Raw genomic sequence first — 15,428 nt, forward strand, 5'->3', positions numbered from 1 at the left:
CAAAGGCCGGAGTGACGGCGAAATCGCAAACCGTGTGCGATCTCCGTGGACAAGCGTGTGAAAAATTGCACGCTTGTTCCACGGAGATGGAGATGTTCGACAATGTGCCCGTGACGCGCGCGGCCATGGCTTTTGCCAAGCTGGCCTGGCCGCTCGCTGGGGCTCTCGTGCTCGCCGGGTGCAGCAGCGCCCCGGGGCCGGGCACGTACTGCCAGTCGGGTCCGAAGTACGGGACCCAGTGTTACACATCGACCGGGACGGGAAATCCGGGCGCCCCCCTGGGCCCGGCGCCGCCGCCACAAGAGCGCTCCATGGAGCCTGGCGGGATGCGCTAATCCGCGGCGGACGGGGTGTGCGGCGCGCGGACTGAGACGCCTTAATCGGCGGGCGTGCGCGCCTCGCCGCGCGCGAGCAGGGCTCGGATGCGGGCCGCTTGCAGGCTCTCCGGGTGCTGCTGGAGAAATGCCCGAGCTCGAGCCTCGGCGGCGGCGCGCTTGCCGGAGCGGACGAGCGCGTCCAGGCGCAAGACTTCGGCTTCCTGCCGCAAGACGCCGTGCGGGAAGGCTCGTTGGTACAGGTCGAGGCCCATTGACGCTTCGGAGATTTGCCCCGCGGCAAGGAGCGAACGCACGCCGTCGAGCGCCTTCAACTCGGGCGCGATGGAGCGGGCGGACGATAGCGCAGGCGACGCAGGCGACGCAGGCGACGCAGGCGGCGGTCGTTGCGGGCTCGATGCGGCTTGCGCGCTGGCGTAGGCGTCGAGCAGCGCCGAGGGCGTGTTGTCCACCGCGGTGCGCGTCGAGACGGCGGGTGCGCCCCACTCGGCCATCGCCGGGTTCGTGGGGTTCACCGGGCTCGCAGACTCCATGCGCGCCAGGTTCCCCGGCGCGCTCGCGCGACGTGCGCGCGCTTGCGAGGGGAGCGCGGGCTCGGGAGGCGCGGTCGCGGCCTCGGGGGTCTCGCCACGGGTCGGCGGCGTCGAATCGTCCCCAGGTTGCCGCGATGTGCCCGACGCGCTGGATGCGCTCGACGCGCTGGATGCGCTCGACGCGCTGGATGCACTCGACGTCACTGGTGCGACGGCGGCGCTCGACGCAACGAGCGCAACGTGCGGCGCAACGGGGCGCGAGGCCATCGACTTTTCCACGGCGACGGTGCCCACGACCGAGCCCGAAACCACGAGGGCCGACCCGATCACCCACTTCGCCAAGGCCGAGCCACCGCCGACCTTGGCCGCGAGCCCAGCTCCCCCGGCCGCCGCCGTCATGGACGAAGCGCCCATCGACGCCGTGGACGAAGCGCCCATCGACGCCGTCGCAGACGATGCACCGAGCGACGCGGCCGCCCCGGTGCCAGCGGCAATGGCCGGCGGCGTTGCGGCGACGACGGCGGCGGTGATGCCGAGCGACGCCAGGAGCTTCGTCTCGGCCCCGAGCTGGGGCCCATCGTGGTCGGCCGAGCGAAAGGCTGCGCCGAAGGCATCGTCGCGATGCAAATCGCGCAAACGGGGGGGCTCAGTCATCGTACACCTGCTTCCCCCGCACGCAGCCGTGCAATGGTGGCCTCCACCAGCTCGCGGGCGCGCCGCAAACGCGACGCGACCGTCCCCTCGGGGAGATCGAGGGTGGCGGCGATTTCGTTCTTCGTCATTTGTTCGAGCTCGAACAAGATGAAGACGCTGCGCAGCTTCAGGGGCAAGGGATCGAGCACCTTATCGAGAAGTGCCCGATCCGCGATCGTTTGTTCAGGGCTCGCGCCGCCGCCCATATAAAGATCGATGTCCTCCGTTCCGGCGTGCCGTTTTCGCCTCTCCGCGCGCCGCTCGTTGGAGGCGATCCGAATGGCCGTGGCGAAAAGAAACGAGCGCTCACGATGCGGCGGCACCTTGCCGAGCTTTCGCGACACCGCCAGAAAGACCTTTTGCGTGGCGTCGTCCACGTCGCATGAAACCACGCCCAAACGCCGCAGCGAGCGCCACACGAAGGAGTGGTGCGTTTGCACCAGGCGTGCGACGCGGGCGGGATCGACGGGCTCGCAAGGCTCGTCCAAGAGCGCCTCTTCGGGCAACTCCGAATCGATGGAGAACTCGGCGGGCAGGAGGGCTTGGGACACGTGCTCGTCTCCCCTCATGTCCTCCATGAGCAGCCCCGGATCATGGGAAGTGGACACCCGCCGAAATTCCCACTTGGCCCACGATCTCCGGCACGGAAAAGGACGCGCCGTCCTCCGAGAAGGACGGGCGGGCCAGCGCGGGCCCCACGCCGCCTTGTAGCTCCAGGAATAGAAAACGGACGGGCCTCACCTCGGCCGAAAGAGCGAGCTCCGCTGCGGCCCACAGCGCATCCATCGAGCGCCCGCGCCAAGCATTCGCGATCTCGACCTGCATGCGCCCCACCTGCATCCGCGCGCACGTGCGCAGCGCCGCGGACACCGACGCGAAGAGCCGAAATGGGCAAACCTCGAGCTCCCCCCATTGAAGTCCATATTCGGCCCGCACCCCCTCGCGCGCTTGCTCGCTCGCCGGCAATGCCGAATAAGCCCCCAGACGCACCCGCGGCGCCACCATCGTCCCCTCGCGCGCCACCTCGATTTGTCCAAACCCGCCAAGCGCCGGCGCAAAATCGGGACCGACACCCCACTGCACCCTCGACGATGCACCAAAGCCGAAAATCACCTTCCACGAGGGCCGCACGGGCACACGCGCAGCAGAAGCAAGAGGCGAAGGAGAAGCAGGAGCAGGGGCAGGAAGAAGAAGAGGAGGCGCGGGCGGGGACGGCGGTGGCGCGTCCGGCAGCTGGGCGAGCGCCAGCCCGAGGGTCAGCGCAAAGGTGCTCCACATTTCGTCGCAGGTCGCGGCGGCGACGGTGCGGGTCGCGGGGGCTTCCTCGCCCGTGGTGAGCGCAAGGCGGCCCTCGAGCTCCAGGCCCGTGGAGCGCACATCGATTTCGACCTCGTAGGCGGGGGCGTCCGGCGCCTGAACCGCCTCCAGATCGCGCGCGCGAAGGTGCTCGGAGAAGGCGGCTTCGTCGTTGCACACGCTATTTGGCGCGAAGTGGACGCGCACGGGCGACGCGGCGCGCACGGGGCTGCTGAAGGTGAGGACCCCGAGCATCCCCAGTAAGGTAAGCAAGGCTTCGAATTTCACGGTGCTTGCGGATGAAGAGCGGCGCAGGCCGCGCCGAAGGAGTCGCTAGCCTGCACTGCTTCGTTGCCGCACGCCCATCAAATCATTCGTTCGATATCCGAACGGGAAGCGCCCAGCTTTTCCAGGGCCTCGCGGAGGCGCTCCCCTTGGACCGACACCAAGGTCGGCATTCCCCCCGAGAGCCCGAGCACGGAGAGGAAATCGATCCCACTGTCGAACGGGGCCGCCAGGGTCAACGTGTCGCGGTCGAGCACCATGGCCACGCGGGCGCGCGCTTGCCCCAGGAGCAAGAGGAGCGTCTTGTCGTAGCGGCCGTGGTGATCGGTCGCCTCCAAGAACGCCAGGTTGGGCGCCGGCCCCGAGAGCGGGATGATGGTGTAGCGGGCGGCAAGCTCGCGGGTCGCCTGCTCGATGGCCGAGAGCTCCTCGGCCGCTTCGTCGATGCAATGCCAGAGGGATGCGTCGGAGAGGCCGGTGGCGAGGTGGCGGACCACGATGCCAAAGAGGGACTGATCGCGCGGCCGAGCCCGCAGCGCCCGATCGAAGCGCGCCCCGATGGCGCTCGGTGCTCCAATGCGGGTATCGATGGCCCGCGCGTCGTCGTCGGCGCCGGGATAGGGCTCCTGCCCTCCCCGGATCCACTTGGCGGCGCTGCACAACCCGTCGAAGTCATTGTGGCACACGATGGTCTCCACCGGGCCGATGCGCGCCACCAGCTCCGGGGTCACCATTTCGGGGCAGGCGCCATGCTCGGCTTTGGTCGCCAGCATGAAGCGCGGGTCGAGCTTGTACTTGGCGTGCAGCACGTGATCGTGGTGGTCGACCCAGGCCACCAGCCGAGGGCCCAGCTGCTCGATGAAGGGGCGGGTGATGTCCGCGAAGCCACGACCAGATGCTTCCGAGGCGAAGGCAATGTCCAGCACGACCACGCGCCCGGAGACCTCCTTGGGTTTCGGCAACTTACGTGGGCTGGCGAACGCGAGGGTTGGATACAGCGCTGTCGCATTCATATGACGAGACCGTACAGCATCGGGGCTTTCATGGGCTCCACTCCATCGACTTGGGGGGCCGTGCATGTAGCACGGTCCGCGAGCCGACCCCGCCGCGCTTGCACGCTCCGGGCGGCGCACGATGACGGAGGGGCACTCGCGCGCGACGCCGCGCGCTCGTTCAAGAGCCCTTCTTCTTCCTTCTTCCTCAGCTCGCGAAGTGACAAGAGAAAGCCGCTCCGATATTCTGGCGCGAAATCATGAGCACCAAAGTTCTCGTGTTCGAAAGCGACGCAGCCTTCGCGAGCGAGCTTCGAAGCGAGCTGGGAAAACTCGGCTGTTCCACCTTGGTCGTGGACGATGGGAATGCAGGTTTGCAGCAGGCCGCGACCACCAAGCCCGATCTGATTCTCCTTTCGATCGAGCTCCCCAGGATGAACGGGTTTTCGGTCTGCAACAAGCTCAAGAAGGACACGAATCTCAAGGACATCCCGCTCATCATCATGTCGAGCGAGTCCAGCGACGAGACCTTCGAGCAGCACCGCAAGCTCCGCACCCGCGCGGAAGACTACGTTCACAAGCCGATCAGCTTTGGCGAGCTGGTGTCCCGGATCCAGCCGTTCGTACCGCTCCTCGCGCCGCCTTCCCAGGGCGGCGCGCGCGTGCAGGAAGCATCCCCGCCCAGCTCCCCCATCTCTCCCGTCTCTCCCGTCTCTTATCCGGGCATCGTGATCGACGACGACATCGAAGAAGAAGAGCTGCTCGCGGAAGAACCGGCGCGCCCCACCCAAGTGGAGCCCGAGCGGGCGGAGTCCAACGCCCTCGGCGAGATCTTTCGCGCGAGCGGGGACCACGCCCCCGTGTCGGCCGACGTCGAGGCGCTCACCGATGCCGCGTTTTACCGGATCACGGGGGGCGAATCGAACGGCGCCTCGGGCTTTGCGCAGCCGGAGCCAGAGCCGCCGTCGCGGCAAGACGAGCGGCGGCCGCCGAGCGTCCGCCCGGCCGCCGACGACCGTTTGACCCTGCGCATCGCGGAGCTCGAGCGCGAGCTCGCGACGGCGAAGAGCGAAAGCGGCGCGCTCCGCGAGGATCTCTTGAAGGCGCAGTCCGCCGGCGCCGAGACGCAGCGGCTGCAGCGCGAGGTCGATGATCTGAAGGCGCGCCTGGCCAGCAAAGGCGGCGGCGTGTCGAGCCGCGAGTTCCTGGATCTCCGCGAGAACCTGAACAAGAAGGACAAGGAGATCCTCGCGCTCAAGGAGTCGTTCTCGCGCAAGGACCGCGAGATCATCGAGATGCGCGAGAAGTCGCTGGCGCTCGAGCGGGCCAAAGGGGAGCTCGACGACGCGCTCCTGCAGCTCGAACGCGAGGCGGCCGATTCGCGCGATCGCATCGAGCAGCTCGCGGCCGACAAAGATCAGGCGAAGAAGGCCAGCGAAGATCACCGCACGCGCATGCAACGCGCCGTGGCCGAGAGCGAGGCGCGCGCGCAAGAGGCGCAAGAGCTGCGCTCCAAGTTCACCGAGGTGCAAGCGCAGCACGAGGCCGCGCTCGCGGCGCTCAAGGCCGAGCACGCGAACCACGTGACCGCCCTCACGCAGGAGCACGAGGACGCGGCCAACGCGGCGCTGGTGGCGGCGCACAACCAGTACGAAGAGGGCGTCGCGGCGCTGCGCAACCAGCACGCCATGGAGCTCCACGAGGCCGACGCCAAGCGCCAGCGCGATCTCGACGGCGCCGAGGCGCAGCGCATCGCCGATCTGGATCACCTGCGGCGCGAGCTGCAGAGCGAGCTGCACGAGCAGGCGGAGCAAGCCATCCGCGAGCGCGCGCAGGCCGTCTCCGAGCGCGAATCGGAGCTTCGCGAGCAATACTCCGCGCACGTCGAGGGCCTCCGCGCCGCGCACGCCGAAGAAGCCGCGAGCCTCCGCGCCGAGCACGCGTCCCAGCTGGCCGCCGCCGAAGAGCGCCGCGCCACCGACCTCGCCGACGCCGAGCGCCGCCGCGAGGCCGAAATCGACGCCGAGCAGCGCGGGTTCGCCGAGCGCCTGCGCGCGCACCAGCAAGAGGCCGACGAGTCGAAGGCCGCCGCCCTCGCGGCGCTCACCCTCGACAAAGATACGCGCATCGCCGCCATCGAGGGCGACCGCGATCAGCGCATCACGGCGCTCGAGCAAGATCGCGATCAGCGCATCACGGCGCTCGAGCAGGACCGCGATCAGCGCATCGGCGCCCTCGAGGAAGATCGCGACCAGCGCATCGCCACCTTGATCCAGGAGCGCGATCAGCGCATCGCCACCTTGATCCAGGAGCGCGATCACCACGTGAGCGCCCTCGAGCAAGATCGCGATCAGCGCATCGGCGCCCTCGAGCAAGACCGCGATCAGCGCATCGCCAGCCTGGTCCAGGAGCGCGATCAGCGCATCGCGAGCTTGGTGCGGGAGCACGAGCAGCGCGTGACGGAGCTCGAACAGGACCGCGATCAGCGCATTGGTGCCCTCGAGCAAGACCGCGACCAGCGCATCGGCGCACTCGAGCAAGACCGCGACCAGCGCATCGGCGCACTCGAGCAGGATCGCGACCAGCGCATCGCCAGCCTGGTCCAGGAGCGCGATCAGCGCATCGCGGGCTTGGTGCGGGAGCACGAGCAGCGCGTGACGGAGCTCGAACAGGACCGCGATCAGCGCATTGGTGCCCTCGAGCAGGATCGCGACCAACGCATTGACGCGCTCGAGCAGGATCGCGACCAGCGCATTGGTGCGCTGGAGAAGGATCGCGATCAGCGCATTGGCGCGCTGGAGCAAGATCGCGATCAGCGCATCGCGGAGCTGGAGCGCGAGCGGGACAATCGGATCGCGCTGCTCGAGCGCGATCGCGATCGCCGGCTGGAGGAGCTCACCGCACAGTACGAGGGACAGCTCCGGGACGCGGAGCAGCAGCACGCGGCGCGGGTCTCCGAGCTGGAGCGCGATCGCGACAGCCGGCTGGCCGCGCTGGAGACGCGCTACGCCCAGGAGCTCGCGGAGGAGCGCGAGCAAGGCGCCCGCGCTCGGGAGCAGGCGGCGCGCGAGATCGCGGCGCTCACCACCGAGTTGCAGAATACACGCGAACAGCTCTCGGCCATGACCGCCGCCAAGCGCGAGAACGACGCGAACAACGCCGCGCGCATCGCCGAGTTGGAGCGCGATGGGGCGGGCTTGCGCACGGTGCGCGAAGAGCTCGAGGGCGAGATCAAGAGCCTTCGCGACGCGAAGAGCGAGCTCGAAGCCGAGCGCAGGGAGCTGCAATCGACCCTGGAATCGACCCGCGAGCGCCTCTCGCACGAGACCGGGCGGGCAGACCGCGCGACCGAAAAGTGGAGCGCGGACCGCAACTCCCTCGAGCGCGCCAAGGATGCACTTGCGGTTGCGCTGGCCCAGATCGACGACGTGGAGGCGCGCTCGCTCTAGCGCGCCCTCCCAGGTCTGGACCGTGGTGGTAGGGGTGGCGCGCGTCGCGCTCCTTGCGATAGCCTTGGGCCATGGGGTGCAGGGGGAGCGCGTGGAGGGGAAGTGGGCGGATCTGCACGCGAATCGTCACCGCCAGCACCGTGCTCGTCGCCTCGGGATGCTCGGTGCTCTTCGGCTTGGACGATCATACGGCCAACCCCGGGGGCGAGGGCGGTGTGGACTCGAGCACGACCCTGCCGGACGGCGGCAAGCCGCTCGACGATAGCGGCGGCGGCTCGCACGATGCCGGCGTCGATGCGCCCGTGCCCTCGTGTGCCCGCGGGCTGACGAGCATCCTACGGATCAACCCTACGGCGGGCGAGGATTACTACAGCGCCCGGGGAAAGAAGAACAGCGTCCTCGAGGCGTACGTCACGGTCGAGCGCGGCCCTCTTCACATCTACGAAGGAAACCGCACCAACACCGCGCAGTCCTTCGTCATCAACTCCGCGAACATCGGCTCGTTCCAGGGCACGGGCTGGCAGCAGCACGGCATCGCCACCGCGGACGACACCAAAATGCTGTACGTCCAAACGCCGACGGACGGAGGCGCTTCTCAAATATGGGGAGCCCTGCGCGTCGATTCGGGCTTCCAGAATTTCTATACCTACTCCGAAACCAACGGCAGCCCCTCCATCAACAACACCGAGGTCTACGCCAACGCCACCGCGAGCCTCCTCTACTTTGCCTCGAGCCGCACCGGGCAATTCCGACTTTACCAAGCGACATCCACCGGCACGGCGACCTACAGCGCCGCCGCGCCCATCCCCGGTTTCGACGCATTTCCGGGCGAGCTTCGGGCGCCGGTCGTGAGCGAAGACGGAAAGACCATCTTCTTTGCGCGCCGCGACGGCGATGGATTGCGCCTTTATTCGGCCGTGCGCGATCGCGCCGATGCCGCGTTCACCGATCCACGACCCGTCTGCAATGTCGCCGCGTCGGGGGAGCAGCAATACCCCACGTGGCTCGCGAGCGACCATAGCCTGCTGTTCTTCGTCAAGATCGTCAACGACAAGTACGACCTTTGGCAGGCGAAGCCCGCGCTCTAGCTCCTGTTTCGAGGGTCGCGCCCTCGCGTCGTCACGCCATCACGAATCGTCACGAAAGCTCGGCCCGCCCCACCAGCTCCCGCGACAACTCACGCGCCCGCGCCACCACCCGCTCGCGATCGAGCTTCACGTGATCCCCGTGCCGCACGACGATTTCGCCGTCCACCAGCACCCAGCGCACGTCGCGCGCGCCGCACGCGTAGACCAGCTTCGAGAAGACGTCGCCCCCCGGCTCGGCGTGGGCACCATCGAGGCGCACGACCACCAGATCGGCGCACTTGCCCGCCTCGATGGAGCCGATGCGATCCCCGAGCCCCAGCGCCTTCGCCCCATCGAGCGTGGCCAGACGAAAGGCGCGCGGGGCCGGGAGCGTGGTCACCCCGGTGCGGATCTTCGCGAGCAGCGCGGCGTGGCGGAGCTCCACCCACGGATCGAGGTTGTTGTTGCACGGCGCCCCGTCGGCCCCCATGGCGAGCGGCACGCCCAGCGCATCCAGATCGGCGATGCGGGCGATGCCGGAGCCGAGCTTCAAGTTCGCGCTGGGGCAGTGCACGATGCGCGTGCCCTCGGAGGCCAAGGTGCGCGCTTCGTCGTCGGTGAGCTGCACGCCGTGCGCGAGGATGGTGCGCGGACCGAAGGCCCCCCAGCGCCGCAGGACGGCGATGTCGTCGTCGCCGAGGACCTCGCGAACGGCCTGGCGCTCGCCCGCGTGCTCGGCCGCATGGGTGTGGAACAGCACCCCGTCGGAGGCGCCCACGCGATCGGCCACGCCGCGCACCAGCGGCTCGCTGCACGAGAGCAGGAAGCGCGGCGCGTAGGCGTAGCGAAGACGTCCGCCGCCCTTGCCGTGCCACGCGGCGGCGAGGCGATCGCTCTCGCTCAAGCTCTCCGCCGTGGTCTCCTTGAGACCGGCCGGCACGTCGGCCCCCAAGTCCATCATGGTCTTGCCGCCGATGGCGCGCACGCCGCTGCGATCGCACGCGTCGAAGACGGCGTCGTAGTGGTGCACCGTGCCCATGTCGAGGATGGTCGTGGTGCCTGCGAGCATCATCTCGAGCAGCCCCAGCTCGGCGCTGGCGCGAAGGCTGTTCGCGTCGTGCGCCGCTTCGAGCGGCCAAATGCGTCGTTTGAGCCACTCGAGCAGCACCATGTCGTCGGCCATGCCTCGGAACATGACTTGGCAAAGGTGAACGTGCGCCTGCACGAAGCCGGGGATCACCGCACAACCGCGCGCATCGATGACCCGCGTCACGCCGCGCCGTGCTTGCGTGATGCGGGGTCCGCTTCCAACCTCAACAATGATCCCGCCGTCCACGAGGACATCCCCTTGGAGGACTTGCGCGTTGGTGCTCGCATCACACGTGACGATCGTTCCCCCGCGAATCAGCGTCTGCACCTGGTGCACGCTAACATAGAGGGAACGCGACAAGGCGCTGAACCTGATGCGGGCGCTAGGTCTGGCTAGGTCTGGGATGACAAAGAGACCACGGCGCGTCATCTCATTTTCGTACGAGCGATATCGGCGTCTTCCGCCTATAATCAGGACTCTGTGGTTTCGTGCTCCCCGCTAGCGGAATCCTCTAGCCCCCGCATTTTGGTTGTCGATGACAGCCCGACATTGCGGAAGGTCGTCGCGTCGATTCTCGAGCGACACGGGTATATCGCGCGCACGGCGCCCGACGGCGAGTCGGCGCTCGCGGCCCTTGCCAATGGGGCGCAAGACACCGAGTTGGTCCTGGTCGACTTCGTCATGCCGCGCATGAACGGGCTCGCATTTTGCCGTGAGCTCCGCAAGCGCTTTCCCGACCGCAAAGTCGGCGTGGTGTTGATGAGCGCCAAGGCCGACCGGATCCGTGAGAGCTTTTTGCAGCAAGCTGGCGCGCTCGATGCCATCACCAAGCCCTTCGATCCGCAGGCGCTGCTGCTCGTGATCGACAACGTGCTCCGCAAGGTGGACCACGCACCCGAGCCCGGCCCGGTGGCGGAAGGCGAGCTCGCCCCCCAATCCGCGCTGCGCCCCCCCTCCGATCCACCGGAGGACGCGAGCCTGGTGCGCGCGCGCGCGGTGGCCACCTTGTCGATGAATGTCGCGCGGGAGCTCACGCCCATCGTGGGAACCTTGGTTCCGGAGGCGCGGCACGAGCACATCTTCACGCACCTCAGTCGGAACCTCTCCGAGCCCACATTGCGCACGCTCGGCCGCGTGATCCGCGATGTCGATCTGGGGGAGGGAAAGCTGGTGCTGTCGGGCGATCTCAGCAGCCTGCCCATCGGCGCAGTTCTGCAGATGCTCCAAATGGAGAACCAGACGGGCGTGCTGGTGGTCGAAGGCGAAGACCGCACCATCGTCATGACCTTGCGCGAGGGCCTCATCGATCTGGTGCAATCGCGCGGCGCAGGCGATGAATTTCGGCTGGGGCGCTACTTCGTGGAGGCTGGGCTGGTCACGCCCGAGGAGCTCGAAGCCCTCTCGGCCACCCGCGCGAAGGCCGGGTCGACCAAGCTGCTCGGCGATACCTTGGTGGAGTCGAACAAAATTTCGCTGGCCGATCTGCGCAACGCGCTCATTCGCCAATCGAGCGAGCTCGTTTACGAGGCGCTTCGCTGGCAAAAAGGCCACTTCGAGTTCCGCCGCCGTCCACCGCCCACGTTGGCCGCGGCCTCGCGCCTCGGGCTGCCGGCGGCCCAAGTCGTCATGGAAGGCTTCCGCCGCGTGGACGAGTGGCGCCTCATCGAAGCGCGCGTCGGCCGCTTCGACGAAGTGCTGGTCCGCGATCCGGTGGCCATCGAAGCTTTGGGCGAAGGGCGCCTGGTCAAATCGGAGCGCTCCATTTTGGACTCCGTCGACGGCCGCCGCACCATCCGCGAAATCGTCTCCGCCGCGCACATGTCGAGCTTCGAAGGCTGCCGCATCCTCTTCCAGCTCATCGAGGCCCGCCTCGTCCGCCGGCGCCCGACGTGAGCTCCCCCCTCGATCCCTCGGCCACTTCCGGAGCCCCTGCCGCCGCTCCTTCTGGCAAGCGCGGCGGACTGCTGGTGCGCATCGATGGCCGCCCGCACTTCCTTCCCGCGCAAGCCGCGGTGGCCATCGACCCCATTCCGCCGATCGTCCGCGTCCCCGGCGCGCCGCCCCAAATGCTGGGCATCGCCACGCACGAGGGTGAAGTGCTGCCCGTCATCACCATCGGCGACGCCCCCACCGTCATGGTCGTCTGCCGCTATGGGGGCGAGCTTCTCGGCCTCGTAGGCCTCAACGTGGTCGGCGCCGGCATCTTCGAGTCGGCCCCCGGCCCGGGCGACTCCGTCTCGTTCCTGGGCGAAATCGCCGAGGACATCGACCTGTCGGAGATCTACACGGCGCTCCAAGGCGGTGCCTGGGCGGGCCGTTGGGGCGGATGATCCTTCGGCCTCGCCGGCGATGTCGTCGAACGTAGCAAAGGCGCCGCCCAAGGTCGATTTCGCTCATTCGAAGAATCGCGACTAGCGAATAGCGGTGCACGAGCGTCGCGATGCGCGAGCGATCGGGGGCGGCAAATCATTTAACGTAAGACGAGTTTCAAAGACCCGCGTTATGAAAATAGTGCAAATCCAAATGAATCTTGCCGCTCCAATTTCCCGCGCGGGCGAGAGCGCGACGTCGTTCGGCCTCACGGGCGACGAGCTTTACGAGGTGGTGGACCTCGCCGAGCTGCTCGACGGCGACTCGAAACATGGACCCGACCGTCGTGGCGACCGCGGGTGACGGTCGCTCGAAGGCGATTCGCGCGATCGTGCGGCCCGATACGCCGCAAGAGGTCCTCGATTATCGCCGCGGCGGTGGCCGGCCGTACGTATTTCGGCAGCTCCTCTGAGCTCAAACACGTTACTCTCGCGGCATGCCGATTGAACGATCCAAGCGTCATTTCATACGGCTCCTTCGCCGGTCGGTGAAGGGGGCGGCATCTTCGGCGGCCAGCCGGAACGCGGCGGAGGAGAGCGCGTTCTGGCTGGCGCACGAGCGGGCGCTCAATCGGTCGCGCGAGGCGGCGGAGGCCGCGCAGAGGATCGCGTCGGTGGTCGCCAAGCAGCGGGCGGCGGTGGATACGCTCTCGGATCGATCGCGGGCGGTGGCGGCCAGGGCGCAGGAGCTCTCGACGACGTTTGGCCGGGTCGCGGATGTGTTCGATCGGCTCGGATTGGTCGCGCTCAACGCGGGGCTCGAAGGGGCAAGGCTCGGTGAGACCGCGGGGCGCGCGGTGCTGCTCGTGAGCGACGAGGTGAGGACGCACGCCTTGCGCGGCGCGGAGGCCGTGCGCGAGCTGTCGTCGGCGCTCGGGGAAATGGGGACGGATCTCGCGCAGCTTCACGCGAGCTTCGAAGGGCCGCGCGAGGCCGCCGGCGAGATGGCGCAGCACGCGGCGCTGGCCGCCGGCGCCGCTTCGGACGCCGAGCGGGCGCTGGCGGAGATCGAAGCGAGGATCCGGCAGGCGACGGGCAGCGATCCCGAGACGGCGCGGGCGCTGGCGGAGGCCAACGACCATGTGCAGTCGCTCATGACCACCTTGGGTACGCTCGGGAGCAAGCTGTCGCACGACGATCTCATCTCGTCGATCCGGCCCATGCTGGAGCCCATCGCGCGCGTCCTCGCCGACGCCGAAGCCGACGACGAGCCCGAGCCGGAGCCGGAGGAGCCGCCCGCGGCGCGCGAAAAATCCGAGGGCACATGAGCGAGAACGTGGATCCGGAGCTGACCCGGCTGCTCATCTTGGAGCTGCGCCGGCACCTCCCCGCGCTCGAGAAGAAGCCGCCCAACCTGGAGGCGTGCCGGCGCACCCTCCACGCGCTCAAAGGCTCCGCCGGGCTCGCGGGCGAATCGGAGCTCGCCGCCTCCTTGCAGAGGCTCGAGCGGCGGGTGCGCGAAGGCGAGATCCCCGCCATCGTCGAGGCCTCGCACCTGGTGAAGCGCGCGGTCGAGCGGCTGGAGAGCGGGCACCGCTTCGCAGGATCCGCGTGGCCGGAGCCGCCTTCGGATCTGCGGCCGCAGGCCCTCGATCCCATGGTGCGCACCCAGTACACGGAGGAAATTTCGGACCGGCTGCGCGCCATCGATGCGGCGCTGGCCTTTGCCGGCGATCCGGTCGACGCGGCCATGGCCGCCTACCGGCACGTGCACACGATGAAGGGCGCCGCCAGCGCCGTGGGCGACGAGCCGATGAGTTGGTTCTGTCACGGGCTCGAAGAACGGCTCAAGAGCGCCACCGTGCACGAGCGCGCCGTGGCCGCGCTGCAGGAGCTCGGCGGCTTTCGCGCCGTGCTGGGCGCGCTGCTCGACGATCCGGAGACCGCCTTGCGCACCTTGCGCGGGATGCCGAGCAAAGGGCGCATCAGCACCTTACCGACCCCGCGCCCCTCCCAGCGCCCCGAGGAGGAGCCGCGCACCTTTGGCGTCGACGATGGAACCATCCGGGTCGAGGCGCAGTCGATCGATCGCCTGCTCGATCGATTCGTGGTGATCGGGCTCGCGCGCGAGCGCATCGCGGGGCAGGTCGAGCGCACGCGCGGGCGGGCGGGACGGCTCCGGCGGATGCGCGCGGAGCTGTCGGAGGCGCTGCGCCTCATCGGACCGCCGCGCCCTTGGGGCGCTCCGGCCGCCGCGCTCAAACGGGTGGACAAGGCCATCGCCACCTTGACCGATATGACGGACGAAATCGACCGCGCCGCCTACGAGATGCGCGCCGGCGATCTCGTCCTGAAAGACAGCGTGAGCGATGCGCGTGGGGAGCTCGCCGCCATGCGCCAGATGCCCGTGGGGCAGATGTTCGCGCGCATCGCCAGCGCGGTGGAGGCCGAGGCGAGGCGCTCGCGGCGCGAGGTGGTGGTGCGCATCGAGGGCGCGGAGGAGACCATCGATCGGCGGCTCTCGGAGATGCTCTTGGAGCCATGCTTGCAGATCGCACGCAATTCGGTGGCCCACGGGATCGAGCCCCCGCAGAACCGGACCGAGATGGGAAAGCCCTCGGCGGGCACCATCAAGCTCTCGGCCCGCAAAGGGGGCAGCCGCCTCACCATCACCATCTCGGACGACGGCCAAGGGGTCGACGTGACGGCCGTACGCAAGCGGGCGGTCGATGCCGGCGCCGTGGCCCCCGCGCTGGCCGATGCCGCCGATGACAACACCTTGCTGGCGCTCCTCTTTTTGCCGGGCTTCTCCACGCGCGAGACCTCGGACTTGCTGGCGGGGCGCGGCATCGGCCTCGACATCGCGCTGGGCTCGATCCAGCGGCTGCGCGGCGCCTTGCGCCTCTCGAGCCGGCATGGCGAGGGGTTCGCGGCGCGGGTCGAGATCCCCATCGAGACGGGGCTCGCCAGCGTGCTTTGGATCGGCGCGGGCGGCGAGGAGTACGCGGTGCCCGCGGCCAATGCGCGCGCGGTGCGCAAGAACGGTATGGAGAACGGGCCGCGCGTGCCGCACCTCTCGGCATGCTTGGAGGCGCGCACCAACGACCAGGCGCCGCTGGCGCTCGAAATCGGGCTCTACGACGATCCGCCGTATGCCGTGGGCATCGATTCGGTGGGCCGCACCGAGAAAGTGCTGGTGCGGCCACTGACCCCGCTCGTATCGACCATGGGGCCGTACGCCGGGGCCATCGTGCGCGAAGATGGCTCGCTGCGCTTGGCCATCGACGTGTATGCCCTCGCCCCACGCGCGCGCGCCTTGGGCGCGGTACCGGAAGCGCACACGAGCGTCTTTCCGCTCCGGGACGGAACCTGACCGCGC

General features: G+C 68.7%; 13 protein-coding genes. 8 read left to right on the forward strand and 5 right to left on the reverse strand.

What is annotated here, in order from left to right; genetic code table 11:
* The first annotated feature begins 11 nt into the window (after nucleotides 1–11).
* Complete coding sequence (locus LZC94_41055) at nucleotides 12–335, forward strand: hypothetical protein (protein ID WXB14206.1); 324 nt, start codon at nucleotides 12–14, stop codon at nucleotides 333–335.
* Nucleotides 336–376: 41 nt separating this feature from the next.
* Here the strand turns inward: LZC94_41055 and LZC94_41060 are convergent, their stop codons facing one another.
* From LZC94_41060 to LZC94_41075, 4 genes are all read right to left on the reverse strand, one after another.
* Entirely contained in the window at nucleotides 377–1,522 is a 1,146-nt protein-coding gene (locus LZC94_41060; protein ID WXB14207.1) for a hypothetical protein, read from the reverse strand.
* Entirely contained in the window at nucleotides 1,519–2,169 is a 651-nt protein-coding gene (locus LZC94_41065) for an RNA polymerase sigma factor (GenBank protein ID WXB14208.1), read from the reverse strand. Before LZC94_41065 ends, LZC94_41060 begins: the two co-directional genes overlap by 4 nt.
* Nucleotides 2,153–3,145, reverse strand: coding sequence for a hypothetical protein (locus LZC94_41070; GenBank protein WXB14209.1), 993 nt, complete (start codon nucleotides 3,143–3,145; stop codon nucleotides 2,153–2,155). Before LZC94_41070 ends, LZC94_41065 begins: the two co-directional genes overlap by 17 nt.
* A 77-nt stretch (nucleotides 3,146–3,222) precedes the next feature.
* Nucleotides 3,223–4,155 carry a hypothetical protein gene (locus LZC94_41075; GenBank protein ID WXB14210.1) on the reverse strand — a complete coding sequence of 311 codons (933 nt, stop codon included), beginning with the start codon at nucleotides 4,153–4,155 and terminating at the stop codon, nucleotides 3,223–3,225.
* A 239-nt stretch (nucleotides 4,156–4,394) separates the two neighbouring features.
* Between LZC94_41075 and LZC94_41080 the strand changes: the two genes are divergently transcribed.
* Nucleotides 4,395–7,583 (forward strand): response regulator, encoded by a 3,189-nt coding sequence (locus LZC94_41080; protein WXB14211.1) that lies wholly within the window; start codon nucleotides 4,395–4,397, stop codon nucleotides 7,581–7,583.
* Nucleotides 7,584–7,654: 71 nt separating this feature from the next.
* Entirely contained in the window at nucleotides 7,655–8,671 is a 1,017-nt protein-coding gene (locus LZC94_41085) for a hypothetical protein (protein ID WXB14212.1), read from the forward strand.
* Between the two features lie 49 nt (nucleotides 8,672–8,720).
* Here LZC94_41085 and LZC94_41090 read toward each other — a convergent pair whose 3' ends face one another.
* Nucleotides 8,721–10,067 (reverse strand): 5'-deoxyadenosine deaminase, encoded by a 1,347-nt coding sequence (locus LZC94_41090; GenBank protein ID WXB14213.1) that lies wholly within the window; start codon nucleotides 10,065–10,067, stop codon nucleotides 8,721–8,723.
* A 222-nt stretch (nucleotides 10,068–10,289) separates the two neighbouring features.
* On the opposite strand from LZC94_41090, the gene LZC94_41095 reads away from it, so the two are divergent.
* The 5 genes from LZC94_41095 to LZC94_41115 all read left to right on the forward strand — a co-directional run bounded on the left by LZC94_41095 (nucleotide 10,290) and on the right by LZC94_41115 (nucleotide 15,422).
* The gene (locus tag LZC94_41095) at nucleotides 10,290–11,633 is read left to right on the forward strand and encodes a response regulator (protein ID WXB14214.1); all 1,344 of its coding nucleotides are present in this window, start codon (nucleotides 10,290–10,292) and stop codon (nucleotides 11,631–11,633) included.
* Nucleotides 11,630–12,070 (forward strand): chemotaxis protein CheW, encoded by a 441-nt coding sequence (locus LZC94_41100; GenBank protein ID WXB14215.1) that lies wholly within the window; start codon nucleotides 11,630–11,632, stop codon nucleotides 12,068–12,070. Before LZC94_41095 ends, LZC94_41100 begins: the two co-directional genes overlap by 4 nt.
* Before the next feature lie 193 nt (nucleotides 12,071–12,263).
* Nucleotides 12,264–12,413, forward strand: coding sequence for a hypothetical protein (locus LZC94_41105; protein ID WXB14216.1), 150 nt, complete (start codon nucleotides 12,264–12,266; stop codon nucleotides 12,411–12,413).
* A gap of 133 nt (nucleotides 12,414–12,546) precedes the next feature.
* The gene (locus LZC94_41110; GenBank protein WXB14217.1) at nucleotides 12,547–13,377 is read left to right on the forward strand and encodes a methyl-accepting chemotaxis protein; all 831 of its coding nucleotides are present in this window, start codon (nucleotides 12,547–12,549) and stop codon (nucleotides 13,375–13,377) included.
* Nucleotides 13,374–15,422: an Hpt domain-containing protein gene (locus LZC94_41115; GenBank protein WXB14218.1), complete on the forward strand. Its 2,049-nt coding sequence runs from the start codon at nucleotides 13,374–13,376 to the stop codon at nucleotides 15,420–15,422. The genes LZC94_41110 and LZC94_41115 overlap by 4 nt, the downstream gene beginning before the upstream one ends.
* Nucleotides 15,423–15,428: the final 6 nt, after the last annotated feature.

The sequence above is a fragment of the Sorangiineae bacterium MSr11954 genome, assembly GCA_037157815.1.
GTDB lineage: Bacteria > Myxococcota_A > Polyangia > Polyangiales > Polyangiaceae > Pendulispora > Pendulispora albinea.

What these genes read in the sequence shown, in the direction of transcription:
- LZC94_41110 (WXB14217.1), top strand. Translation starts at nt 12,547, where the DNA reads ATGCCGATTGAACGATCCAAGCGTCATTTCATACGGCTCCTTCGCCGG.
- LZC94_41085 (WXB14212.1), top strand. Translation starts at nt 7,655, where the DNA reads ATGGGGTGCAGGGGGAGCGCGTGGAGGGGAAGTGGGCGGATCTGCACG.
- LZC94_41105 (WXB14216.1), top strand. Translation starts at nt 12,264, where the DNA reads ATGAATCTTGCCGCTCCAATTTCCCGCGCGGGCGAGAGCGCGACGTCG.
- LZC94_41080 (WXB14211.1), top strand. Translation starts at nt 4,395, where the DNA reads ATGAGCACCAAAGTTCTCGTGTTCGAAAGCGACGCAGCCTTCGCGAGC.
- LZC94_41060 (WXB14207.1), bottom strand. Translation starts at nt 1,522, where the DNA reads ATGACTGAGCCCCCCCGTTTGCGCGATTTGCATCGCGACGATGCCTTC.
- LZC94_41075 (WXB14210.1), bottom strand. Translation starts at nt 4,155, where the DNA reads ATGAATGCGACAGCGCTGTATCCAACCCTCGCGTTCGCCAGCCCACGT.
- LZC94_41115 (WXB14218.1), top strand. Translation starts at nt 13,374, where the DNA reads ATGAGCGAGAACGTGGATCCGGAGCTGACCCGGCTGCTCATCTTGGAG.